At 58.8% G+C, this 21,936-nt stretch carries 21 protein-coding genes; 11 read left to right on the top strand and 10 right to left on the bottom strand.

Annotation, left to right across the window (positions count from 1 at the left end; genetic code table 11):
* The first annotated feature begins 54 nt into the window (after window positions 1-54).
* Window positions 55-942 (top strand): LysR substrate-binding domain-containing protein, encoded by an 888-nt coding sequence (locus tag F8B91_RS13950; RefSeq protein ID WP_196504458.1) that lies wholly within the window; start codon window positions 55-57, stop codon window positions 940-942.
* A 2-nt stretch (window positions 943-944) separates the two neighbouring features.
* On the opposite strand, the gene F8B91_RS13955 is transcribed toward F8B91_RS13950, so the two are convergent.
* A complete protein-coding gene (locus F8B91_RS13955; protein ID WP_281432942.1) occupies window positions 945-2,309 on the bottom strand; it encodes a glutamate--cysteine ligase in 1,365 nt (454 codons plus the stop codon).
* 79 nt (window positions 2,310-2,388) lie between these two features.
* Window positions 2,389-3,117: a 16S rRNA (uracil(1498)-N(3))-methyltransferase gene (locus F8B91_RS13960; RefSeq protein WP_196504459.1), complete on the bottom strand. Its 729-nt coding sequence runs from the start codon at window positions 3,115-3,117 to the stop codon at window positions 2,389-2,391.
* 23 nt (window positions 3,118-3,140) lie between these two features.
* Here F8B91_RS13960 and ubiA point away from each other — a divergent pair, with 23 nt between their 5' ends.
* From ubiA to F8B91_RS13980, 4 genes are read left to right on the top strand one after another with little or no spacing between them, the layout of a single operon-like run.
* Window positions 3,141-4,064 (top strand): 4-hydroxybenzoate octaprenyltransferase, encoded by a 924-nt coding sequence (gene ubiA, locus F8B91_RS13965; protein WP_196504460.1) that lies wholly within the window; start codon window positions 3,141-3,143, stop codon window positions 4,062-4,064.
* Window positions 4,061-5,398: a TldD/PmbA family protein gene (locus tag F8B91_RS13970; protein ID WP_196504461.1), complete on the top strand. Its 1,338-nt coding sequence runs from the start codon at window positions 4,061-4,063 to the stop codon at window positions 5,396-5,398. The genes ubiA and F8B91_RS13970 overlap by 4 nt, the downstream gene beginning before the upstream one ends.
* Complete coding sequence (locus F8B91_RS13975; protein ID WP_196504462.1) at window positions 5,385-6,149, top strand: 3'(2'),5'-bisphosphate nucleotidase CysQ; 765 nt, start codon at window positions 5,385-5,387, stop codon at window positions 6,147-6,149. The genes F8B91_RS13970 and F8B91_RS13975 overlap by 14 nt, the downstream gene beginning before the upstream one ends.
* Window positions 6,146-6,388 carry a DUF4170 domain-containing protein gene (locus F8B91_RS13980; RefSeq protein ID WP_196504463.1) on the top strand — a complete coding sequence of 81 codons (243 nt, stop codon included), beginning with the start codon at window positions 6,146-6,148 and terminating at the stop codon, window positions 6,386-6,388. The genes F8B91_RS13975 and F8B91_RS13980 overlap by 4 nt, the downstream gene beginning before the upstream one ends.
* Here F8B91_RS13980 and F8B91_RS13985 read toward each other — a convergent pair.
* The 5 genes from F8B91_RS13985 to F8B91_RS14005 form a co-directional block, all read right to left on the bottom strand.
* Complete coding sequence (locus tag F8B91_RS13985; RefSeq protein ID WP_196504464.1) at window positions 6,385-7,365, bottom strand: bifunctional riboflavin kinase/FAD synthetase; 981 nt, start codon at window positions 7,363-7,365, stop codon at window positions 6,385-6,387. The genes F8B91_RS13980 and F8B91_RS13985 overlap by 4 nt on opposite strands.
* A 23-nt stretch (window positions 7,366-7,388) precedes the next feature.
* Complete coding sequence (locus F8B91_RS13990; protein WP_196504465.1) at window positions 7,389-8,192, bottom strand: TIGR01459 family HAD-type hydrolase; 804 nt, start codon at window positions 8,190-8,192, stop codon at window positions 7,389-7,391.
* Between the two features lie 3 nt (window positions 8,193-8,195).
* Window positions 8,196-9,512 carry an EAL domain-containing protein gene (locus F8B91_RS17085; RefSeq protein WP_196504466.1) on the bottom strand — a complete coding sequence of 439 codons (1,317 nt, stop codon included), beginning with the start codon at window positions 9,510-9,512 and terminating at the stop codon, window positions 8,196-8,198.
* An 89-nt stretch (window positions 9,513-9,601) separates the two neighbouring features.
* A complete protein-coding gene (locus F8B91_RS14000) occupies window positions 9,602-10,957 on the bottom strand; it encodes an aspartate aminotransferase family protein (RefSeq protein ID WP_196504467.1) in 1,356 nt (451 codons plus the stop codon).
* Between the two features lie 73 nt (window positions 10,958-11,030).
* Window positions 11,031-11,663 (bottom strand): LysE family translocator, encoded by a 633-nt coding sequence (locus F8B91_RS14005; protein ID WP_196504468.1) that lies wholly within the window; start codon window positions 11,661-11,663, stop codon window positions 11,031-11,033.
* Window positions 11,664-11,768: 105 nt separating this feature from the next.
* Between F8B91_RS14005 and F8B91_RS14010 the strand changes: the two genes are divergently transcribed.
* Window positions 11,769-12,407, top strand: a complete 639-nt coding sequence (locus F8B91_RS14010; RefSeq protein ID WP_196504991.1) for a glutathione S-transferase N-terminal domain-containing protein — start codon at window positions 11,769-11,771, stop codon at window positions 12,405-12,407.
* Here the strand turns inward: F8B91_RS14010 and F8B91_RS14015 are convergent.
* On the bottom strand, window positions 12,331-12,756 hold the full coding sequence (locus F8B91_RS14015; protein WP_196504469.1) for an MmcQ/YjbR family DNA-binding protein: 426 nt from the start codon (window positions 12,754-12,756) through the stop codon (window positions 12,331-12,333). The genes F8B91_RS14010 and F8B91_RS14015 overlap by 77 nt on opposite strands.
* Before the next feature lie 35 nt (window positions 12,757-12,791).
* Here F8B91_RS14015 and F8B91_RS14020 point away from each other — a divergent pair, with 35 nt between their 5' ends.
* Together F8B91_RS14020 and F8B91_RS14025 are read left to right on the top strand one after the other, a co-directional pair.
* Entirely contained in the window at window positions 12,792-15,575 is a 2,784-nt protein-coding gene (locus F8B91_RS14020) for a bifunctional [glutamine synthetase] adenylyltransferase/[glutamine synthetase]-adenylyl-L-tyrosine phosphorylase (RefSeq protein WP_196504470.1), read from the top strand.
* A gap of 126 nt (window positions 15,576-15,701) precedes the next feature.
* A complete protein-coding gene (locus F8B91_RS14025; protein ID WP_196504471.1) occupies window positions 15,702-16,187 on the top strand; it encodes a cyclic nucleotide-binding domain-containing protein in 486 nt (161 codons plus the stop codon).
* Here the strand turns inward: F8B91_RS14025 and F8B91_RS14030 are convergent.
* Entirely contained in the window at window positions 16,126-16,953 is an 828-nt protein-coding gene (locus F8B91_RS14030; protein WP_196504472.1) for a metallophosphoesterase family protein, read from the bottom strand. The genes F8B91_RS14025 and F8B91_RS14030 overlap by 62 nt on opposite strands.
* A 254-nt stretch (window positions 16,954-17,207) precedes the next feature.
* Here F8B91_RS14030 and F8B91_RS14035 point away from each other — a divergent pair, with 254 nt between their 5' ends.
* Together F8B91_RS14035 and groL are read left to right on the top strand one after the other, a co-directional pair.
* Window positions 17,208-17,495 (top strand): co-chaperone GroES, encoded by a 288-nt coding sequence (locus F8B91_RS14035; RefSeq protein ID WP_196504473.1) that lies wholly within the window; start codon window positions 17,208-17,210, stop codon window positions 17,493-17,495.
* Window positions 17,496-17,551: 56 nt separating this feature from the next.
* A complete protein-coding gene (gene groL / locus F8B91_RS14040) occupies window positions 17,552-19,195 on the top strand; it encodes a chaperonin GroEL (RefSeq protein WP_196504474.1) in 1,644 nt (547 codons plus the stop codon).
* Window positions 19,196-19,286: 91 nt separating this feature from the next.
* Here groL and F8B91_RS14045 read toward each other — a convergent pair whose 3' ends face one another.
* Window positions 19,287-20,330, bottom strand: a complete 1,044-nt coding sequence (locus F8B91_RS14045; protein ID WP_196504475.1) for a type II CAAX endopeptidase family protein — start codon at window positions 20,328-20,330, stop codon at window positions 19,287-19,289.
* Here F8B91_RS14045 and F8B91_RS14050 point away from each other — a divergent pair.
* The gene (locus tag F8B91_RS14050) at window positions 20,292-21,914 is read left to right on the top strand and encodes an ABC-F family ATP-binding cassette domain-containing protein (protein ID WP_196504476.1); all 1,623 of its coding nucleotides are present in this window, start codon (window positions 20,292-20,294) and stop codon (window positions 21,912-21,914) included. The two genes, F8B91_RS14045 and F8B91_RS14050, sit on opposite strands and share 39 nt — an antisense overlap.
* Window positions 21,915-21,936: the final 22 nt, after the last annotated feature.

The following is a 21,936-nucleotide window of genomic DNA, read 5'->3' on the forward strand; positions in this document are numbered from 1 at the left end:
TATCCAACGAATGTATTTTATAACTCCCATCAATAAATGTGATGGATGGCTGAAATGACCCCCAATCTCGACATTGACCAGCTCAAGACCTTTCTCGCGATCATCGATACCGGCAGCTTTACCCGCGCCGGCGAAGAGGTAAACAAAACCCAGTCCGCCGTCTCTATGCAGATGAAAAGATTGGAAGAAACGCTGGGCCGGCCGATTTTCGTGAAGGAAGGCCGGGGCATCCGCTTCACCGTGGATGGCGAGCGGCTGATTGAATATGCCAGAAAGCTGGTCACACTCAGTGACGAGGCGGTGTCCTATTTCACCAAGCCCGATATTGCCGGGACCGTGCGTTTCGGCACCCCGGATGACTATGCCGATATTTTCCTGCCAGAAATTCTGGCCCGTTTTCACCGCACCCACCCGGCCGTGAATGTCGAAGTGGAGTGCCACCCCTCGGATATCCTTGCCGAACGGATCCGCAACAGCGAGCTCGATGTGGCCGCCGTGACCTTCAATGGCGGTGACGTCTATGGCGAAGCCTTGACCAGTGCTGAACTCGTCTGGGTCACCTCCCAGCGCCATGCGACCCATTCGATGGATGTCTTGCCTGTCGCTGCGGCCTCATCCTCCTGCTCTTGGCGCAGGCTGGTGGAGAAGGCGCTGGTCAATATCACCAGGCCTTACCGCATTGCCTATACCAGCCCCAATTTTTCAACCATCGCCGCTTGCGTGCAGCAGGGCCTGGCCGTCTCTGCCATGCCGATGATCTGTGTGAAGCCCGGAATGCGGATTTTGACCGAAGCAGAAGGTTTCCCGGCACTGGGTGCTTTCGACATCGGCATGATGCAGCGTCCGGGTCAGCTCAGCCGCGGGGCGCAAGCTCTGGCCCAGCATGTGCGCGAAAGCCTGACGAGCAAGGGCATGAACACCCGCCTGATGGCAGCGGAGTAAAACTAAAACGCTGTCTCTTTGAAAACCGGCTTGATATCGCCCTTCCAGGCGCTGTGATAGAGATCAAGCAACCGGTCGGCATGGGTCTTGCCGCTCTGGGCGATTTCATCGAGCACATCAAGGAACGGCTCTTCGCCGAAGCCGCGCGCTTTCAATCCGGCACGCGCGAGGCCCAAAACTTCCTTCGCAATATCCTGTAACGAACGCCCCATGAACTCAGCCTTCAGGCCCAGCTTCGGCACATCATGGCGCAGCTTCTGGCGCTGTTCAGCCGTGGCACCCTTCACCAGATCCCACGCCGCATCGAGCGCATTCTGATCATAGAACAATCCGCCCCACAGCGCCGGAAGCGCGCAAAGCATGCCGCCCTTACCCACATCGCTCCCACGCATTTCGAGATATTTCTTCAGCCGCACTTCCGGGAACACTGTGGTGAGATGGTCACCCCAATCACGCATCGTCGGCAATTCGCCCGGCAATTGCGGCAGGCGGCCATTGAGGAATGCGCGGAAGCTTTGGCCTGCGCAATTCACAAACTTGCCGTCGCGCATGACGAAATACATCGGCACATCGAGCGCATAATCCACATATTGCTCGAAACCAAAACCCTGCTCGAACACGAAAGGCAGCATGCCTGCGCGCGCATTGTCAGTGTCTTCCCAGACATGGCTACGGAACGACAGATAGCCATTGGGCTTGCCTTCCAGGAAAGGCGAATTGGCAAACAGAGCGGTGCCCAGCGGCTGCAGCGCCAGCGACACGCGCAGCTTCTGCACCATGTCGGCTTCCGAACCGAAATCCAGATTCACTTGCACCGTGCAGGTGCGGAACATCATGTCACGCCCCAGCGTGCCCACCTTGTCCATGTAAGCTGACATAATGCCATAGCGGCCCTTGGGCATGACCGGCGTTTCCGCCCGTGTCCAGACCGGCGAGGCACCGAGGCCGAGGAAGCCGATGCCCAGCTCATCGCCGATGACTTTGACCTCGGCCAAGTGCTCGGTGACTTCGCCGCACGTGTCATTGACGGTATTCAGCGGCGCGCCGGAAAGCTCAAACTGCCCGCCCGGTTCCAGCGAAATATTGGCGAGGGAATTCGGCTTCGAAAGCGCAATGATATTCTCGCCCTCATAAACGCCCTGCCAGCCATAACGGTCACGCAAGCCCTCCAGCAGGCCCTTGATCGAGCTTTTGCCGGCATAGGGAACGGGCCGCAGCGTGTCTTTGAGGAACGGAAACTTCTCATGCTCGGTGCCCATGCGCCAATCGGCGCGCGGCTTCACGCCCTGTTCGAAATAGGCAATCATCTGTGCCTTCGAACTGATACGCGCGCGCCCAGCTTCAGTTTCCGGTGTAGGTCCGCTCAAGTTGCTCTTCCCCGTGGAGGTGCTGAAATAGGCATTCCCGGTGACAGCGGCAAGTCAAATAAAACTGCCGTGGTTACCATTACCTCCAGTCGCCGATGGCAGCCTGCACCACACTCAGGATTGCAACCGCCGCCGTATCGGCGCGCATGATGCGTGGCCCGAGGGAAACGGCGGTGACGAAAGGCAACGCTTTCAGCATGGCCCGTTCTTCAATGGTGAAACCGCCTTCCGGCCCGACCACGATGGCGGCGGGGGCGGTTACCTTGGATAGCGCCTTGAGTGGATCACCAATCTCCGCCGTCTCGTCGCAATAGATCAATGCACGGCCCGCATCCCAGCCTTGCAATGCTGCATTCAGCGAAATGGGCTCCAGCACCTCTGGCACAAACACCAGATTGCACTGCTCGGCCGCCTCAATCACATTGGCGCGCATGCGTTCCAAGTTGACGCGCTCGGCAATGGTGCGCGCCGTCATCACCGGGCGCAAACGCCGCGCGCCAAGCTCCGTGGCCTTCTGCACCAGATAATCCAGCCGCGCATGTTTCAGCGGCGCGAATAGATAATCAATATCCGGCGGCGGCTTGGCAGCGCTGGTGAGCTGTTCCAGCCGCAGCACCACTTTCTTTTTTCCAGCCTCTGCCAGATGCGCCAGCCATTCGCCATCAGCGCCATTGAATACCGAAGCTGCATCACCCGGCTGCAGGCGCAGCACATTGGCAAGATAATGGCTCTGCTCAGGCGCGAGAGTCACCTCAGCCTTGGCCTCAAGTTTCTGATCAACAAACAAGCGGGGAGTGGTTTTTGCCATGAGAGCCGTGTATCACGCCGCCAATGCCTTCTTCCACCACCATCCGTGATGCGGTGAAAGCCCATTGGGCCGAGCGCCTTCCAGCGCCTCTGGTGCCCTATGCCCAGTTGATGCGCCTGGAACGGCCCATCGGCTGGTGGCTGCTGCTGCTGCCCTGCTGGTGGGGCCTGGCGCTGGCGCAGCTCGCGCAAGGCGGCGGCATGCCCAATCTCTGGCATGGATTTCTGTTCTTCATCGGCGCCGTGGTCATGCGCGGCGCCGGCTGCGTGGTGAATGACCTCGCCGATCAGGATTTCGATGCGAAGGTTGACCGCACCCGGAACCGCCCGCTGCCCTCAGGCCGCGTCTCGCGCAAACAGGCCTTTGCCTTCCTTGCAGGACTGCTGGCGATCGGCTTCATCATCCTGCTGCAGTTCAACCTGCTGACCATTTATACATCCATCGCCTCGCTGGTCATCGTCGCCATCTACCCCTTCATGAAGCGCATCACCGACGCGCCGCAACTGGTGCTGGGCCTCGCATTCAACTGGGGCGCACTGGTCGGCTTCACCGCGCAAACCAACGCCTTCGCGCCCGCCTGTTTCGCGCTTTATATCGGCGGAATTTTCTGGACGCTGGCCTATGACACGATCTACGCCCACCAGGACAAGGATGACGACGCGCTGATCGGCGTGCGCTCCACCGCCTTGCTGTTCGGCAAGTCCACCCCCTATTGGCTGACCGGCTTTTTCGCTGCCGCCCTCATCGCTATCGACGTCGCCTTGCAGCTTGCATCCGCCCCGCTGATTGCCCATATCGGGGTTCTCGGCGCTGCCATCCATGCCTTCTGGCAAGTCAGAAAATTTGATGACACTGATGGTGCCCGCCTCGTCTCCCTGTTCCGCGCCAACCGGAATTTCGGTCTTCTCATCCTCGTTGGCATGATTGCAGGTTGCTTCCTCCGATGAATAAAGAACTGCTCGAACTGGCCGAAGACACGCTCGCCCTTGCCCTGAAGGCCGGTGCCACATCTGGCGATGCCATGGTGGTGGAACAGCGCGACTCATCAATCAGCATGCGCGAAGGCAAGATCGAAGAGCTGGAACAATCCGAAAGCCGCGGCGTGGGCTTGCGCATTTTCGCCGGGCAATCCTCGGCCACAATCGCCGGCAGCGTACTCACCAAGGATGCGCGCCGCACACTGGCTGAACGCGCCGTGGCGATGGCCAAGCTGGCCCCGCCTGATCCATTCAGCGGCCTCGCAGCACCCGAGCAATTGGCAAAGAGCGAGCTTGATCTCGATCTCGTCTCCCAGACTTATCCGACTGCCGCCCAGCTGAAGCAGATGACGGAAGAAGCCGAAGCCGCAGGCCTCGCCGTGAAAGGCATTTCCAAAAGCGGCGCAGCGGGCGCTTCATCTTCATCGAGCGACATTGCACTCGCATCATCCAACGGCTTCGCTAAGAGCTACCGCCGCACCGGCTTTGGTCTGCATGCCACGCTAATCGCCGGCGAAGGCACCAACATGGTGCGCGATTATTACGGCACATCAGCCTGCCATTTCTCCGATCTGGAAAATCCAGCCTATGTTGGCCGGATGGCCGCTGAACGCACTGTGAAAGCACTGAACCCGCAGAAACTCAAAAGCCAGGCCGTGCCGGTGATCTTTGATCGCCGCGTGGCCGCCAGCCTGCTCGGTCACTTGGCGGGTGCCATCAATGGCGCAGCCATCGCGCGTGGCGTTTCCTTCCTGAAGGAAAAGCTGGAACAGCAAGTGTTCAAGCCGGGCATCACCATTGTGGATGATCCGCACAGATTGCGCGGCTTTGCGTCCAAGAGCTTCGACGGCGAAGGCCTGGCAACACAGCGCCGCAACTTCATCGACAAGGGCGTGCTCACCTCCTGGGTACTCGACTTGCGCGCCGCACGGCAGCTCAATCTGCAATCGACGGGCAGCGCCTCGCGCGGCCTCTCCTCGCAGCCCTCTCCATCAACGACGAACCTGCATATGGAGCCCGGCACCCAGTCGAAGGAAGACATGATCAAGTCCATCAAGAAAGGCTTGCTGATCACCGACTTCATCGGATCGTCGATCAATGGTGCCACTGGCGACTACAGCCGTGGCGTGGGTGGCTTCTGGATCGAAAATGGCGAGATCCAATATCCGGTCAGCGAAATCACCGTGGCGGGAAACCTGATCGACATGTTCCTCAATCTCACCCCCGCAACGGATCTGGAATTCCGCTCCTCCACCAACGCCCCTTCCTGCCTCGTCGAGGGCATGACCCTTGCAGGACGTTGATCTCCTCAAGGCCGCGTTGACGCGCGCCAGTGCGGTGGCCATGCAGTTCTACCGCACCGATGTGGAAAAGCAGCAGAAGCCCGATGGCTCGCTGGTCACCGCTGGTGATCTCGCGGTCAATGATGCACTGCGTGAGATGTTGGCCAGTGCGCGTCCGGATTATGGCTGGCTTTCGGAGGAAGGCCCGGATGATCCCACCCGCCTCACCCGCCAGCGCTGCTGGATTTTGGACCCAATCGACGGCACGCGCAGCTTTGCCGATATGCGCCATGAATGGTGCATCGGGCTGTGCCTGTGTGAACAGGGCAAGCCCATTGTTGCCGGCGTGATCCAGCCCACGAGACACCTTCTCTATCTGGCCGAACATGGCAAGGGAGCCACCTGTAACGGCGAAACCCTGCATATGTCAGACGCGCCCGATCTCAATCACGCCCGCCTCGCCGCGCGTTCACAGGCCCGCCAGAAACTGCAAGGTTCAGGCGCCGAGCCTGTCAATGTGTCCTATACGCCGCAAATCACAAGGCTGGCCATGCTGGCAGGCAGCGAGGTTGATATCGTCGTTTCGCTCGGCCCCAAACATGATTGGGATATCGCACCCGGCGCGTTGCTCGTCACAGAAGCGGGTGGCAAGATCAGCGACGAGCAAGGCCATGATATGATATTCGGCCGCAATGACCCCAAGCAGAACGGGCTTGTAGCAGCTGGGGCCGCGCGCCATGCTGCAGTGATGACCTTTTTGGAGAGAACATGAAGAAGCCCAAACTTCCACAGGAACAATTGATCCATCTGGTATTTGGCGGAGAGCTTTCGGATGTGAGCGGCATCACCTTCAAGGATCTCGCCCGCCTCGATGTCGTGGGCTTCTATCCCAACTACGAAGCCGCGCACCAAGCCTGGCTCGGCAAGGCCCGCGAAACCATCGACAACGCCCAGATGCGCTATTTCATCGTGCATCTGCACAGGTTCCTGGACCCGGCAGAGGAAGACTAGATTTTCCCCTCGGCCTGCAGTCTGGCCAGCGGCAAATTAGCCGGAACATATCTGCTCAAAATCCGCCGCGCTGATTCACAATCGGCCGTCATCTGGGCAATCAAGGCTTCCACCGAAGTGAAGCTCTGGTCCAGCCGGATCAACTCGACAAAGCTCACCAGCAATTCGCGCCCGTAAAGATCCAGCGTCTGGTCCAGCAGAAAAACCTCGAAGAATGTCCGGTTAGTATTGAATGTTGGCCGGTCGCCGAAATAACCCGCCCCCATCCAGATCGGTGCCGCCTTGCCCGCCTCGTGCACGAAAGTGGCATAGATGCCGCGTGCCGGTTCAACGCCGGGCTCCACGATGATGTTGGCGGTAGGAAACCCAATGGTGCGGCCGCGCTGGTCGCCCTGCACCACCGTGCCTTCGATCATCCAGTCATAACCCAGCTCGCGCGCCGCCTGACGCAATTGCCCCTGATGCAGCGCGTTGCGAATATTGCTGGAGGAAAAGGCCATGTGGCCGGCACCCTCATCGGTCACTTCCGCTACGGTAGTGACTTTCAGGCCCATCGTGCGCAGCGTATCGGCATTGCCCTTGCGGCCTGCGCCGAAATGAAAATCAAACCCGGCGATCACCTGCGACGCGCCGAGCTTTTCCTGCAGTTCCTGCACGATGAAGGCTTCCGGCCGCAGCGAGGCCAACTCGCTGTCAAACGTGACGACTGAAACGAAATCCGCGCCCAATGCCTTTAGCAGGCGCAGCTTCAGTGCTTGCGACGTAAGCCTGAACACCGGCTGTTCCGGCCGGAAAAACGCGCGCGGATGCGGCTCGAAGGTGACAACACCCCAAGGCTTGCCTTCCTTGGCGGCAATCGCCTTGGCCTGCGCCAGCAAGGCCTGGTGGCCCCGGTGCACGCCGTCAAAATTGCCGATGGCGGCAATGCCACCGCGCAGCTTGTCCGGCAGGGGATTTTCGGAAGTGACTTCAAACATGGCTCTCACAGGTAGCCAAATTGTTACGTCCAGTAAAGTTCAGGCATAACCTTCATGATGCGCGCATCGGGATATCGGGCCCGCACCTCGGCCTCCGGGTCAGCACCTTTGTTGATACCGCCTGAGACAAACACACAAGGCAAATTGTTCTGCATGGCGCCTTTCACATCCGTGTCAGGCCCATCGCCAATGGCCAGAACCTTGATATGATCTGGATGGCCCGCATGCTTCAATGCCACATCATAGATCGGCGCAAAGGGCTTGCCCGCCATCATGACGCGCCCGCCCATCTGCCCATAAACTTCGGCAATGGCACCGGCACAGGGGATCAGCACACCACCGATGCTCACCACCTTGTCTGGATTGGCACAGATCATCGTGAGGCCGCGTGACAGGAATTGCTCCAGCAGAGCATGATCGATCTTCATGCCGGCGCGCGCCACCTCATCGATAAAGCCAGTGCAGAGCACAGCGCCCGCCTGCTCCAGCGGCACGCGTTTGACTTCAAGGCCCTTGAAAATCGGCAGGTCTTCCGGCGGCCCCAGGTGATAAAGGCCATGATCACCAAGCTCAACCATCAATTCGCGGGTCACATCGCCCGAGGTCACCATGTCGTCATAAGCCTCACGCGGCACGCCGATCTTGTCGATGAAAGCCTGCACATTCAGCTTGGGCGTGGGCGCATTGGTGATGAAGACCACCTTGCCGCCAGCGCGGCGATGCTGGATCAGTGCGTCAACTGCATGCGGAATGGGCTTGCGCCCGTCATGGGCCACACCCCAGACATCACAAAGCCAGATAGGAAAACGCGCCGAAAGTTGCTTCATAGTTTAAGCAGCTTGAACGAGTTTCTGGTGCTTGTCTTGTGTTTCGCCATGCGCCCGCTTCACACGACGGGGTGCGGCAAAGCATGGCCCGCAAGCCAGCGGCGTGACCTGGGTCAGACGGGACACCAGCTGTGGGTCCTCCACGCCGATAATGACCGTGCTGATGCCATGCAACCTGGCTTCCTGCGCAAAGCGCGTCAGGGATGGCTGGTTCTGGGCCTGCATCAATTCACTCGCTTCAATGCCCACCATTTTCACATGGAGCGTTTTCATCGCGGCCAGATCAAGCGCACCCGGTGCGGCATCAGCCAAAGCGAAGGATTGGCCTTGCCGCGACAATTGCGCCAGGCCCTCCAGCCCGGGCGGCGTCAGCAGCGGCAGCATGGCGTGCCGCAATTCGAGAACCAGACCCTGTCCGGCAGAACCGGCAGCATGCGTGGCTTCGGCAATACGCTTCACCGTTTGCGGGTCCGCCAGGGTTTGAGCACCAATCGGCATGATGATGCAGAGATCGCCATCACGCTGGCGCAACCGCTGCAACAGCAGCAGAACTTCATTGACGGCCACGCTGTCCAGCTGCGGGCGCAGGCCGCTGCGCGAAACCTGTTCCAGCAGTGCTTCACCGCTGACTTCAACCTTGCCAAGCGGCAATGACATATGCAGGCGGTAGTGTGCGGTGTGGCGCGTGCGCATATCTACCACCGGCTCCAACGCAAAATTGATCCGTTCCGCCAAGGCTGTTGTCTCGCCAGAACGCGCAGCAACGGATTCTTCGAGCTGCGGCATCTTGCGCGCCGATGGCTTGCTCACTTCCGTTTTGCTCACTTCCGCCTTGCGGGTAAGGATGGGTGGATTGGCCACCTGATCGTTCAGCGATTGGCGGAGTGCGGAATATGAAGTCTTGAGATCCGAAATGCCGCCGATCATTGAATCTGTGCGGCTGCGGGTTTCGGTTTGAACCTGTTGGATACGCGACAGCGCCACTTCCATTTTGCTACGCACTTCGGCCCGCAGATCAGCGGACGCACGCGTCACATTGGCCAGCCTTTCATGGAAGCTGTCGCGTTGGCGCACCATCAGGATGAGGAGGAGAATGTGGCCTGCCGCCAGGAAGGCCAATCCGGCCATCAGCGTGAAGGTTACTTCGATGCCACCTGCGGCCACATAGGCCAATGCGCCACAACAGCCCGTAATGGCCAGGCCAAAGCCGATCAGCAGCGCCCAATCCTGTTTCAATCCAGCCCCTAGATCACGGATATGCTGGGCGAGCCCCAACACCACCCATGTGCAAACCCAGTTCACGCCCCAGATTGCTGGCACTGCCCGCCATGCAACCCATCCATGCGCGAATCACAAGGGTAAGCGTAGCCTTCTGGAGAGGCCGTGTGAATCCGTATGCGGAGCTTTTTTTAGAGGTTTGCCACTGACTTCAGGACTGCAGGCAACCTTTCGCCCAAAAGTTCGTCAATTTGAGCTTCCGTAATGATCAGCGGCGGTGAAAGGGCAATCGTGTCGCCGGTGATGCGGATCAGCAATCCATGATCGTGGAAGGCATTTTCCATGGCCTTGTAGGCGCGAAGCCCCGGCTTGCCTTCAATCGGCTTCATGTCGAAGGCGGCGACCAGACCCATGGTGCGGATGTCTTCGATCAGCGGGTTGCCCTGCAGGGTGAAGCAGGCATCGGCCCACTTGGTTTCCAGCTTGGCGGCACGGGCGAACAGGTCCTCGTCACGGTAGAGATCCATCGTGGCAACGCCGGCAGCCGCAGCCATCGGATGGCCGGTATAAGTATAGCCGTGGAACAGCTCGATCACGTGGTCCTGGGCATTCATGAACGCATCATAGATGCCCTGGCGCGCCATCACGCCGCCCATCGGCACCGTGCCGGAGGTCACACCTTTGGCGAAGGTCATCAGATCAGGGATCACGCCGAAACGCTCTGCGGCAAAGGCAGCGCCGAGACGGCCGAAGCCGGTGATCACTTCATCGAATATCAGCAGGATGCCATGCTTGGTGCAAATCTCGCGCAGCTTCTTGAGATAGCCCTTGGGCGGCGGCAGCACGCCGGTCGAACCCGCCATCGGCTCGACAATAACGGCAGCGATGGTCGAAGCGTCATGCAGCGCAACCAGGCGTTCCAGATCCTCAGCCAAGTGGGCGCCCCAATTCGGCTCGCCACGGGTGAAGGCCTGTTCCTTGCGGTTATAGGTGTGGGGCAGATGGTCAACACCAGCAATCATCGCGCCAAACCACTTGCGGTTGGCGACCATGCCGCCGACAGCGATGCCGCCGAAATTCACGCCATGATAGCCACGCTCACGCCCAATCAGGCGGGTGCGGGTGCCTTCGCCACGGGCGCGGTGATAAGCCAGCGCAATCTTCAACGCCGTATCAGCGGCTTCCGAACCGGAATTGGTGAAGAAGGCATAATTCAAATCGCCCGGCGCCATGGTGGACAGGCGCGAGGCCAGTTCAAACACCTTGGGATGGCCGTATTGGAACGTCGGTGCGAAATCGAGTTCAGCAGCTGACTGTTGAATGGCTTTTACAATTGGCTCACGGCAATGGCCGGCATTGGTGCACCAGAGGCCAGCCGACCCGTCGAGGATCGCATTGCCCTTGATGTCATAGTAATGCATGTCTTTCGCCCGCGCGATCATCCGGGGCTTGGCTTTAAAAGCGCGGTTCGGCGTGAAGCCCATCCAGAACGCTTCCAGATTGTTCGGCGACGGTTCCCACTGATTGGACGAGACGGGCTTGTTCATGGCGGCAGACTCCTGCTGATAATGGCTTGGAGTCTAACCTAGCAGGGATGGCGGGCGAGCGGAATGCGCCAGTTCACGCGTTAAGGGCGTGCCAAACCGTGAAACCGGCCACCACGAAGAAAATCACCCCGCAGACCCGCCCGATGGTGATGGTAACAGCTGGGTTGCCCGTAAGAAATTCACGCGCTTTCGCCGCCGCCACCCCCAGCCCGCCGTAAATGACGAACTGGGTGACCAGCGTGAGCAGCCCCATGACCAGCGCCTGCATCCAGACCGGCCCAAAGCGCGGCTGGATGAAAGTGGGGTAAACCGCGAGCACAAACATATAGGCCTTGGGGTTGAGGATGCAGGTCACGAACCCTTGCGTGAAGGCCGAGGCGATGCTGCGCTGTGGTGCGGCCCCAATACTATCCACGGTAATTGAACTGCGGATCAGCGTGAAACCGATCCACGCCATGTAAGCCGCACTGGCGATCAGGATGATGGTGATCAGATTGGGCGCCAGCGTGGTCAGCGCTCCGACGAAGAACGCACCAAACAAAGTGTGCCAGATGCCACCCAGATTGATGCCCAGCACCGAAGCAAGCCCGGCGCGCCGGCCACCGGTCAAGGAATTGGCGATCACAAAGAACATATCCATGCCCGGCACGATGATGATGCCAAACAGCAGGACGAAATAAAGCCAGACATTTTGTGCGTAGGTCATGATGGTGCCTTGTGACATGCCCTGCTGTCAAATTGTGTCAGCAGTGAACCTTTGCCTTTCTGTTGCGTTTCCCCGATGCTGGCAGCCCATACACGAAAGAGAAACATCATGGCACTCACACTCTTCACTTATGATTGGGTTCCCGAACTGCCACGCGGCTATGTACGTGACGTGCGCGTACGATGGGCACTTGAAGAGGCCGGTCTGCCCTACAGCGTGAAAAGCGTTCCATTCAAGGAACGCACGCCGGAACACATTCAGCATCAACCCTTCGCGCAGGTGCCCTATCTGATGGATGGCGATCTATCGATTTTCGAAAGCGGCGCCATCTTGCTGCATCTGGGCGAGCTCAGCGAAAAGCTGATGCCGAAAACACCAACCGGGCGCAGCGAAGTGATCGAATGGGTGTTCGCCGCGCTCAATTCCGTCGAGATGCCGGCTTTGCCCTGGACCATGTATAAATTCATGAAGTTTGAATCCGACGCGCCGCCGGTGAAATGGAACGAGGATTTTCTCAAACTGCGGCTCGACCGGATGGAGCCTGTCCTGTCGAAGCGCGAATGGCTGGCGGGTTCATTCTCGGTGGCCGACATTCTGATGGCGGATGTGCTGCGGGTGGTGGACCGCTTCGACGGCTTGAACAAGCATCCTGGCGCGCAAGCCTACGTCAAGCGCGCGACCGCACGGCCGGCTTTCCAGAAGGCGCGCGCCGACCAGATCGCGCATTTTGCAGCGGCGGACTGAGCTCGGACTGCTTCTTCTTGCTCAAGCCCGCCAGCACCTGGTCGTAGCTGGCGCGCAGATAGGTTTTCAAATCGGCATCGCTCATGCTCTCATCGCTCTGCCGCTGGATCCATTTGATTCCGCGCGAGGCGAAATACGGTGCGGGCCGCAAGCCCGGCTGGTTCTTCAGCAACTCATAGCTCATCGGCGAAGTCTTGAAGGTGATGCCAGCATGCTTGCCCCAGCTTTCAGGCGCGTAGATCGCAAACACCTTGCCGCCGATCTTCCACACATCAGCCCCATCCCACTGCACCACATGCGTGCTGTGGGGCAGGCTTTTGCAAAAGGCATTGTAGCTGCGCGGAGTCATGGCGCAGGTGCTAGCATGTTTGCTATTGAGGCTCCATGAGTCCTGCTGAAACTTTCGCTTTGATCGATGCCTGCTCGCCCTTTCTGAAGGGTCTGCGCGAGTCCCATGCGGAATTTGCCGACCGCGTGATGGCAAGCGATCCGGACAAAGAACTCGCCGCACTCTGTGACGGACTTGATCTTGCCGCCCATGCGCAGAGCAAGGACGAAGCCATGCGCGTCCTGCGCCAGTCCAAGCAGAAGCTTGCCTTGATGGTGGCACTTTATGATCTGAGTGGGATTTGGCCTTTGGCGAAAGTGACCGGCGCGCTCACCCGATTTGCCGACAAGGCCGTATCATCGGCTCTGGAATTTCTGTGGCGGCAGGAACAGGCCAAAGGAACAATCAACGCGGAGGCACCGCCCGGGAAAGCTTACCTCGTTCTCGCCATGGGCAAGATGGGCGCGGGCGAACTCAATTATTCCAGCGACATTGATCTGATCGTTCTGGATGACAGCGCCAACGCGCATTTGCGCGAAGACGTAGAGCCTTCCACCTTCTTTGTGAAACTCACGCGCAGCCTTGTCTCCCTGCTGCAGGACCCGACCGAAGACGGCTACGTCTTCCGCACGGATTTGCGCCTGCGCCCTGATCCGCGTGCCACGCAAGTGGCTATCGATATTGAAGCCGCCGCCAATTACTACGAAACCCAGGGGCAGAACTGGGAGCGCGCTGCGATGATCAAGGCGCGTGCCTGCGCCGGCGATCCCGCACTCGGTGCCGAATTCCTCGCGCGCATGAAGCCCTATATCTGGCGCAAATACCTTGACTATGCGGCGATCGCTGACGTGCAATCGATGAAGCTGCAAATCCACGCCGTGAAGGGCCATGGCGAAATCGCCATCATGGGGCACAATCTCAAACTGGGCCGCGGCGGCATCCGCGAGATTGAATTCTTCGCACAAACCCAGCAGCTCATCGCGGGAGGGCGCAATCCGGCTTTGCGCTGCATCGGCACTTGCGACGCGCTGGATGCGCTGGCCGATGCAAAATGGATCACGCCACAAGCCGCGCGCGAATTGAAAGACGCTTACGCCTTCCTGCGCATGCTCGAACATCGCGCCCAGATGGTGAATGACCAGCAGACGCATGAGACGCCGTCTGATCCGGCGAAGTTTGAAAACTACGCCCGCTTCGCCGGATTTGAAAATAGTGAGGCGCTCGCAGAAAAATTGCGGGCCACGCTGGAATGCGTGCAGGGCCATTACGCCGCTTTGTTTGAATCCGCCGGCGAGCTTTCGGCCAGTGAAGGCAACCTCGTCTTCACCGGCGGCGATGATGACCCGGCCACTTTGGAAACCCTGCGGCTGATGGGCTATGCGCAGGTGACGGAAGTGGCCGCCACCATCCGCGCCTGGCATTTCGGCCGCTACCGCGCCACACGCACGGCGAGAGCGCGCGAAATCTTGACCGAGATCATGCCGCAGCTGCTGAAGGCGCTGTCGGAAGGTGGCGATGCTGATCGTGCTTTTTTTGCTTTCGACAAATTTCTCGAAAGCCTTTCCACCGGGGTGCAACTGTTTTCCATGCTGAAGGCAAACGCGCCTATGCTGGCTTTGATCGCACAAGTGCTGGGCTCCGCGCCGCGCCTGACCGAAAAGATCAGCGCCCAGCCGCGCATTTTGGAAGCGGTAACAGCGCCGGATTTTTTCTCGGCCTTGCCTGACAAGGAAACGTTGGCGCGCGAGATCAATACGCTGATCCCCGCGGGCCTCAGCCTTGAAGAGGCAATGGATCTTTCTCGTATTTTTGCCCGTGAGAAAAATTTCCGCGTCGGCGTGCGCATTCTCTCTGAAACGATCAGTGCCGAAGAAGCAGGAATTGGTTTTTCCAGCGTGGCCGATGTTGTGCTGGCCCGACTGCTCGGCGCTGTTGAGCAGGACATCGCCGCCAAGCATGGGGCCATCAAGGGCGGCGCTTGCGTGATCCTCGGGCTCGGCAAATTGGGTGGGCGCGAAATGACCGCCGCGTCCGATCTCGACATCATGCTGATCTATGATCACGCCGAAGACGCGGAAACTTCCGACGGACCTCGGTCTCTCGCACCCGGGCAATATTATGCCAAGATCACTCAAGGCCTGATGACCGCACTCAACGCTAATTCGGCGGAGGGCAAGCTCTATGATGTGGACATGCGGTTGCGCCCGTCGGGCTCAATGGGCCCAATCGCCGTTGGCCGCAGTGCGTTTGAAATCTATCATCACCACGAGGCCTGGACGTGGGAACGCATGGCGATGACCCGCGCCCGTGCCATTGCTGGTGACCCAACACTGGCTGCGCGCGTGCAGAATATCCTCAATGGCGCACTGCAAGCGCCGCGGGATGCCGCCCAGACAAAATCCGATATCGCCGACATGCGTGCGCTGATGTTGAAGGAACACAAGTCTGAAGGCTTGTGGGATTTGAAGCGCGCCAAGGGCGGCCAGGTTGAAATCGAATTCATCGCGCAATGGCTTGAACTCATTCATGCCGGATTGCTGAATTCGAATACGGCAGCGGCATTGACTGCGGCGCGCAACGCGAATGTGTTGGCTGCGGCTGACTCCGATGCCTTGCTCTCAGCCTTGCAATTGTTCCAGCGCCTCACCCATGTGCTACGCCTGTGCATTGACGGCAGCTTCAATCCCAAAACAGCACCCGCCCCCTTGCTCAAGGCCTTGTCACAAGCGGCAGGGCAGCCGGATATTTCCAGCACCGAAGCTTTCGTCGCAGAGACACAGGACAACGTGGCCGCCTTGTTCAAGAAGTTGATCGGACGGCCGGAAGAGAAATCCATCTAATAGGAATTTAAGCTTGACAGCGTACGGTGCTTCTGTTAGAGAGCCCTAATCCCCAAAATCCCGTTTGAATTCGCAATTGCATTTCGTACTTGCAACAGGCGCGTGATGGCGTTGTGGTGTGAACCGATGACTTCTATTCTTGATAAATGCGACCCGCAGCGCTTGCAGAATTTCCCGAATGGCACAGTGCTGCTGCCGGAAGGCGCGCGCACCGGAAAGCTGCACATCCTGAAATCCGGCACTGTGGAGATCCTGCGCGGCGAAACACAGGTGGCCGTGATTTCCGATGAAGGCGCCGTATTCGGTGAAATGTCTGTGCTCCTCGGCACACCTCATACGGCCACCGTGCGGGCGCTGACCGATTGCGAGACATATCTTTACGAAGACGCCGCAGCCTTTATGGCGAAGGATGCTGAGATTGCTTTGGCCATTGCCGCCATGCTGGCCCAGCGCCTGAACAATGCGACCACCTATCTTGCCGATGTGAAAAACCAGTATGCGGACTCAGGCAACCACCTCTCGATGGTGAGCAGCGTGCTGGCCAGCCTCGTCAACCAACCGGCAAAGAACTACGATCCGGGCTCTGACCGCGAGCCTGATCTCCAGATGTAAGCCAATCCGGCAGCGCCCGCAGCATGGGGAGCGGGCGGATCAGCGGGGCGTCAAGCTTCACGCTCTGCACGCCCATCATTGAAAACCAGACGACTTCGTTGGCCACACTGTCAAACACCAGATGCGCGGGCGGCGCACCGGGATGTTGGCCAACATTGAAAACCCAGCTTTGGCCCACTCGGTCCACCCACGAACCTGCACTTGTGAAAGGCGATTGATGGATATGCCCCGAAAAAACCATGTCAGGCTTGAACGTCTTGACCCAGTCCATCAGCACCGTGTCGCCAACAAATTTGCTTCCCGACCAGCTGACGGGGGAATCCGCTGCCGGGGCGTGATGCACCCAGAACCACTTTTTCTTCGGGCGCTCTGCATCGCGGGCCAATTGTTCACGCAGCTTGATTTGCGCCTTGGGCCCATCCCACCAGCGGCACAAAGTGAACAGCGTGCCGTCGCTTTCGACAGAGGTATCGTCAGAGCCGATGCCACGGCTGTTCAGCTCATTGATCCATTGCGATACTTTTTCGCCTTCGCTGTCGCGGCCATCGAGATCATGGTTGCCCGAGCAGGTGTAAACCTGGGTTTTTTCCTTGAGAAGATCGAGATACTTGCCGACCACCACCATCTGCGCCCGACCATCCACTGCAGAACTCATGTCGATATGGTCGCCGGCGATAATCACCAGGTCATAGCGGGGCGCCTGTGCCACCAGCCAGTCATACTGTGGCAGCGAATAATGCAGATCAGCAACGATGAGGCAGCGCATGCAGCAGATGATGTGGCCAGGTTTGCGGCGCTGTCAATGAAGCGCGGGCCCACGCCCCGGACTTTAACGCCAAAACCGATGAGGAAGTGGCGCCCCTCCGGAACAGCGCTGTTAACCCATTCGCCCTTGACTCCGGCCCATGGGCCACCTATCTCCCGCTTCAGCTATTGGCACTCTCAAACTGTGAGTGCTAACAGCAGTTGGGATGAGCCCAACAAATCTAACAAAATCAATGTTCTAGAGGAGCACTGCTCATGAAATTCCGTCCTTTGCATGACCGCGTGGTTGTGAAGCGGGTTGAAGAAGACACCAAGACCAAGGGTGGCATCATCATTCCGGAAACCGCCCAGGAAAAGCCGATGCAGGGCAAGGTTGTCGCTGTGGGCCCCGGCGGCCGCGACGAAGCCGGCAAGCTGACCCCGATTGACCTGAAGAAGGGTGACACCATCCTGTTCGGCAAATGGTCTGGCACGGAAGTCAAGATCGACGGCGAAGAGCTGCTGATCATGAAGGAATCCGACATCATGGGCGTTCTGGAATAATTTTCCGCCCTTTCCGAATTAATCCGTACACTGAATACTTATAAGGAAATTCAAACATGGCTGCAAAACAAGTGCTCTTCGGCGGCGAAGCCCGCGAAAAGATGCTCCGTGGCGTCGACATTCTCGCCAATGCTGTAAAAGTCACCCTCGGCCCCAAGGGCCGCAACGTCGTCATCGACAAGTCCTTCGGTGCCCCGCGCACCACCAAGGACGGCGTGACCGTTGCCAAGGAAATCGAACTCGAGGATAAGTTCGAAAACATGGGCGCCCAGATGGTGCGCGAAGTGGCCTCGAAGACCAATGATCTCGCTGGCGACGGCACCACCACTGCCACCGTGCTGGCCCAGGCCATCGTCAAAGAAGGCGCCAAGAACGTGGCTGCCGGCATGAACCCGATGGATCTGAAGCGCGGCATCGATCTCGCTGTGGCTGCCGCCATTGACGACATCAAGAAGCGTTCGAAGAAGGTCAAGGGCACGGAAGAAGTGGCCCAGGTTGGCACCATCTCTGCCAATGGCGACAAGGAAATCGGCGACATGATTGCCCAGGCCATGCAGAAGGTCGGCAATGAAGGCGTCATCACCGTGGAAGAAGCCAAGACCGCCGAAACCGAACTCGATGTCGTTGAAGGCATGCAGTTCGACCGCGGCTATCTCTCGCCCTATTTCATCACCAATGCCGACAAGATGATCGTGGACCTGGAAGATGCCTACATCCTCCTGCACGAAAAGAAGCTGTCGTCGCTGCAGCCCATGCTGCCGATCCTCGAAGCTGTGGTTCAGACCTCGAAGCCTTTGCTGATCATCGCTGAAGACATCGAAGGCGAAGCACTGGCCACGCTGGTGGTGAACAAGCTGCGCGGCGGCCTCAAGATCGCTGCCGTGAAGGCCCCTGGCTTCGGCGACCGCCGCAAGGCCATGCTGGAAGACATCGCGTCGCTGACCGGCGGCCAGATGATCGCTGAAGACCTTGGCATCAAGCTTGAGTCTGTCACGCTCGACATGCTCGGCCGCGCCAAGAAAATCCGCGTCGACAAGGAAAACACCACCATCGTTGACGGTGCTGGCAAGAAGGCCGACATCCAGGGCCGCATCGCCCAGATCAAGGCCCAGATCGAAGAAACCACCTCTGAATACGACAAGGAAAAGCTGCAGGAGCGTCTCGCGAAGCTTGCTGGCGGCGTTGCCGTGATCAAGGTTGGCGGCTCGACCGAAATCGAAGTGAAGGAAAAGAAGGACCGCGTTGACGACGCGCTGAACGCCACGCGTGCAGCCGTTGAAGAAGGCGTGGTTCCGGGCGGCGGCATTGCGCTGCTGCGCGCCAAGAAGGCGGTTGAAGCCCTGCATTCCGACAATCCCGACATCATGGCCGGCATCAAGATCGTGTCGAAGGCGCTGGAAGCGCCGATCCGCCAGATCTCGGAAAACGCCGGTGTGGAAGGCTCGATCGTGGTTGGCAAGGTTCTCGAAAAGACCGGCAACTTCGGCTTCAACGCTCAGACGGAAGAATATGTCGACATGGTCACCGCCGGCATCATCGATCCGACCAAGGTTGTGCGTGTTGCACTTCAGGACGCAGCTTCGGTTGCCGCCCTGCTGATCACCACCGAAGCCATGATCGCCGACAAGCCCAAGGCCGCATCGCCCGCGATGCCCGGCCCAGGCGGCATGGGCGGCGGCATGGGCGGGATGGACTTCTAAGAAGAAGTTCGACGCTCAGCCAGCTTAGGCTGATACGAAATAAGAAACCCCGGGTGATGAGCCCGGGGTTTTTGTTTTCGGACCATTTGACTTAGTTCGCTGGAACCTGAAAGCTCCTCAACCTCGGCACCAGAATGGCGGCTGTCACAATGAGTGATAAGATGACTAACAAGCCACTTTCACCGCCGATATACTCCATGGTCTCCGCCCGATCTGGCGTGAGCAATTCCGAGCCCACGCCCCAGATCAGGTTGAAGACCCCATGTGCGATGGCAGGAGGCCACACGCTGCCGGTCGACAAGCGCAGGTAACCGAAGAACAGACCAGCCAGTGTCAGCGTGAGAAGAAACATTGGCACCACAATCAATACATTGCCGCTGGCGTGATAATAGGACGTCATTAGCATGAGAGGTAGATGCCAGAGCCCCTGCATGAGGCCGACCACAAGCGTTGCGGTGACGGCACCCAGACCCAACAGCTTACTCAACATATAGCCACGCCAACCAATTTCCTCACAGAAGGCAAAGCCGATGCTAACCAGAAGCGCAAAGAACAAATTGCCTGTCATGTGCAGTGCACTCGCTTCGCCAGCCGGGCCATGGAACGTAGCGAGACCCGTGGCCACCAAGAGCGCGGCCGAGCCAATGAGCACGGCGGCAGGAAATAAGACTGCAGGCCACCAGCCGCGCAGCCCAGCGGTCAGCAGGCCAATACGGCGCCAACCTTCAACTGACCAGCCTTCTCGAGTGAGGATCAGCATCATGATGAGAACGGAAGAAATCGACGTCATCATCGATACCGCGCCGCTGCCCTGGCGGAAAATTTGCGGATTGGCGGCAATCAAGAACACCATTACGAAAGCGATCACATAAAAGATCACGGCTTTCGCAGGATCGGACAAAGATCTGAACAACAGGGCCTCCCTCTCTGGGGTCAACCGGACCAGCCTTTCTGCGCATGATACACAATATTCAATGGTCTTCAAACGCACCGGAAGCAAACAAGCCTCGTCTTCCGCATGCAGAATGGTGCACTTTGAAAGGTGTGGTGAAAAGCCTTGCGGCTGCGGTGCACCCTCCCCTAAACGCCCCTCATCATGATCCGCATTGACTCCATCTCCAAACAGAACGGCCATCAGATTCTTTTTGTTGAGGCGTCTGCCGCGCTCAATCGCGGTGAGAAGATCGGGCTTGTCGGGCCCAATGGCGCGGGCAAGACGACGTTGTTCCGCATGATCTCGGGCCGCGAAGAGCCGGATGAGGGGCAGGTCTCCATTGATCGCGGCATTTCGATTGGCTATTTCAATCAGGATGTGGGCGAGATGGCGGGGCGCTCGGCGGTGGCCGAAGTGATGGAGGGTGCTGGCCCGATCAGTGCGGTGGCCACCGAGCTGAAGGTGCTGGAAGACGCGATGGCCGATCCGGCGCGCGTGGGTGAGATGGATGAGATCATCGCGCGCTATGGCGAGGTGCAGGCGCATTTCGAAAAGCTCGACGGCTATGCCCAGGAGGCGCGCGCGCGTGAAGTGCTGGCGGGCCTGAGCTTCAGCCAGGAGATGATGAATGGCGATGTGGGCAAGCTTTCGGGCGGCTGGAAAATGCGCGTGGCTCTGGCGCGCATCCTGCTGATGCGGCCCGATGCCATGCTGCTCGACGAGCCGTCAAACCATCTCGATCTCGAAAGCCTGATCTGGCTGGAGCATTTCCTGAAAGACTATGAGGGCTTGCTGGTGATGACCAGCCATGACCGCGAATTCATGAACCGCATCGTGACCAAGATCGTCGAGATCGATGGTGGCGAACTCACCACCTATTCCGGCGATTATGAATTCTATGAGCAGCAGCGCGCACTGGCTGAAAAGCAGCAGCAGGCCAGCTTCGAGCGCCAGCAGGCCATGCTGGCCAAAGAGCTGAATTTCATCGCACGCTTCAAGGCGCGTGCGTCCCACGCCGCACAAGTGCAAAGCCGCGTGAAGAAACTGGAAAAGATCGACCGGGTGGAGCCGCCCAAGCGCCGCGTTTCGGTGGCGTTTGAATTTGCGGCCGCACCACGCTCCGGCGAAGATGTGGCCACGCTCTCCAAGGTTCACAAATCCTATGGTGCGCGCAACATTTATGCAGATCTGGATTTCCAGATCAGGCGCAAAGAGCGCTGGTGCCTGATGGGCATCAATGGCGCGGGCAAATCCACTTTGCTGAAATTGATTGCCGGTGCGGCCGAGCCGGACCAAGGCAATGTGCAGATCGGCGCTTCCGTGAAGATGGGCTATTTCGCCCAGCACGCCATGGAATTGCTGGACAGCGAAGACACGGTGTTTGAATCGCTCGAACATGCTTTCCCGCAAGCCACGCAAGGCTCGCTGCGCAACCTGGCCGGTGCTTTTGGATTCTCCGGCGATGACGTGGAGAAGAAATGCCGCGTGCTGTCAGGTGGCGAGAAGGCGCGCCTCGTGATGGCGCAGATGCTCTATGATCCGCCGAATTTCCTGGTGCTGGACGAGCCCACCAACCATCTCGATTTGTTCACCAAGGAAATGCTGATCAACGCGCTGAAGGATTTCGAAGGCACCATGCTGTTCGTGAGCCATGACCGGCATTTCCTCGCCGAGCTGTCGAACCGCGTGCTGGAACTCACCCCCGAAGGCATCCACCGCTATGATGGCGGCTATACCGAATATGTTGAACGCACCGGCTATGAAGCGCCGGGCATTCTGGCGTGAGGATTTGGCGGCAGCGTAAAAT

Origin of the sequence: Aestuariivirga litoralis, from assembly GCF_015714715.1 — a bacterium.
In the GTDB taxonomy this organism is placed as follows: Bacteria; Pseudomonadota; Alphaproteobacteria; order Rhizobiales; family Aestuariivirgaceae; genus Aestuariivirga; species Aestuariivirga litoralis_A.

What these genes read in the sequence shown, in the direction of transcription:
- F8B91_RS13950 (WP_196504458.1), top strand. Translation starts at nt 55, where the DNA reads ATGACCCCCAATCTCGACATTGACCAGCTCAAGACCTTTCTCGCGATC.
- F8B91_RS13960 (WP_196504459.1), bottom strand. Translation starts at nt 3,117, where the DNA reads ATGGCAAAAACCACTCCCCGCTTGTTTGTTGATCAGAAACTTGAGGCC.
- ubiA (WP_196504460.1), top strand. Translation starts at nt 3,141, where the DNA reads ATGCCTTCTTCCACCACCATCCGTGATGCGGTGAAAGCCCATTGGGCC.
- F8B91_RS13970 (WP_196504461.1), top strand. Translation starts at nt 4,061, where the DNA reads ATGAATAAAGAACTGCTCGAACTGGCCGAAGACACGCTCGCCCTTGCC.
- F8B91_RS13980 (WP_196504463.1), top strand. Translation starts at nt 6,146, where the DNA reads ATGAAGAAGCCCAAACTTCCACAGGAACAATTGATCCATCTGGTATTT.
- F8B91_RS13985 (WP_196504464.1), bottom strand. Translation starts at nt 7,365, where the DNA reads ATGTTTGAAGTCACTTCCGAAAATCCCCTGCCGGACAAGCTGCGCGGT.
- F8B91_RS13990 (WP_196504465.1), bottom strand. Translation starts at nt 8,192, where the DNA reads ATGAAGCAACTTTCGGCGCGTTTTCCTATCTGGCTTTGTGATGTCTGG.
- F8B91_RS14000 (WP_196504467.1), bottom strand. Translation starts at nt 10,957, where the DNA reads ATGAACAAGCCCGTCTCGTCCAATCAGTGGGAACCGTCGCCGAACAAT.
- F8B91_RS14005 (WP_196504468.1), bottom strand. Translation starts at nt 11,663, where the DNA reads ATGACCTACGCACAAAATGTCTGGCTTTATTTCGTCCTGCTGTTTGGC.
- F8B91_RS14015 (WP_196504469.1), bottom strand. Translation starts at nt 12,756, where the DNA reads ATGACTCCGCGCAGCTACAATGCCTTTTGCAAAAGCCTGCCCCACAGC.
- F8B91_RS14020 (WP_196504470.1), top strand. Translation starts at nt 12,792, where the DNA reads ATGAGTCCTGCTGAAACTTTCGCTTTGATCGATGCCTGCTCGCCCTTT.
- F8B91_RS14025 (WP_196504471.1), top strand. Translation starts at nt 15,702, where the DNA reads ATGACTTCTATTCTTGATAAATGCGACCCGCAGCGCTTGCAGAATTTC.
- F8B91_RS14030 (WP_196504472.1), bottom strand. Translation starts at nt 16,953, where the DNA reads ATGCGCTGCCTCATCGTTGCTGATCTGCATTATTCGCTGCCACAGTAT.
- F8B91_RS14035 (WP_196504473.1), top strand. Translation starts at nt 17,208, where the DNA reads ATGAAATTCCGTCCTTTGCATGACCGCGTGGTTGTGAAGCGGGTTGAA.
- groL (WP_196504474.1), top strand. Translation starts at nt 17,552, where the DNA reads ATGGCTGCAAAACAAGTGCTCTTCGGCGGCGAAGCCCGCGAAAAGATG.
- F8B91_RS14050 (WP_196504476.1), top strand. Translation starts at nt 20,292, where the DNA reads ATGATCCGCATTGACTCCATCTCCAAACAGAACGGCCATCAGATTCTT.
- F8B91_RS14045 (WP_196504475.1), bottom strand. Translation starts at nt 20,330, where the DNA reads ATGGCCGTTCTGTTTGGAGATGGAGTCAATGCGGATCATGATGAGGGG.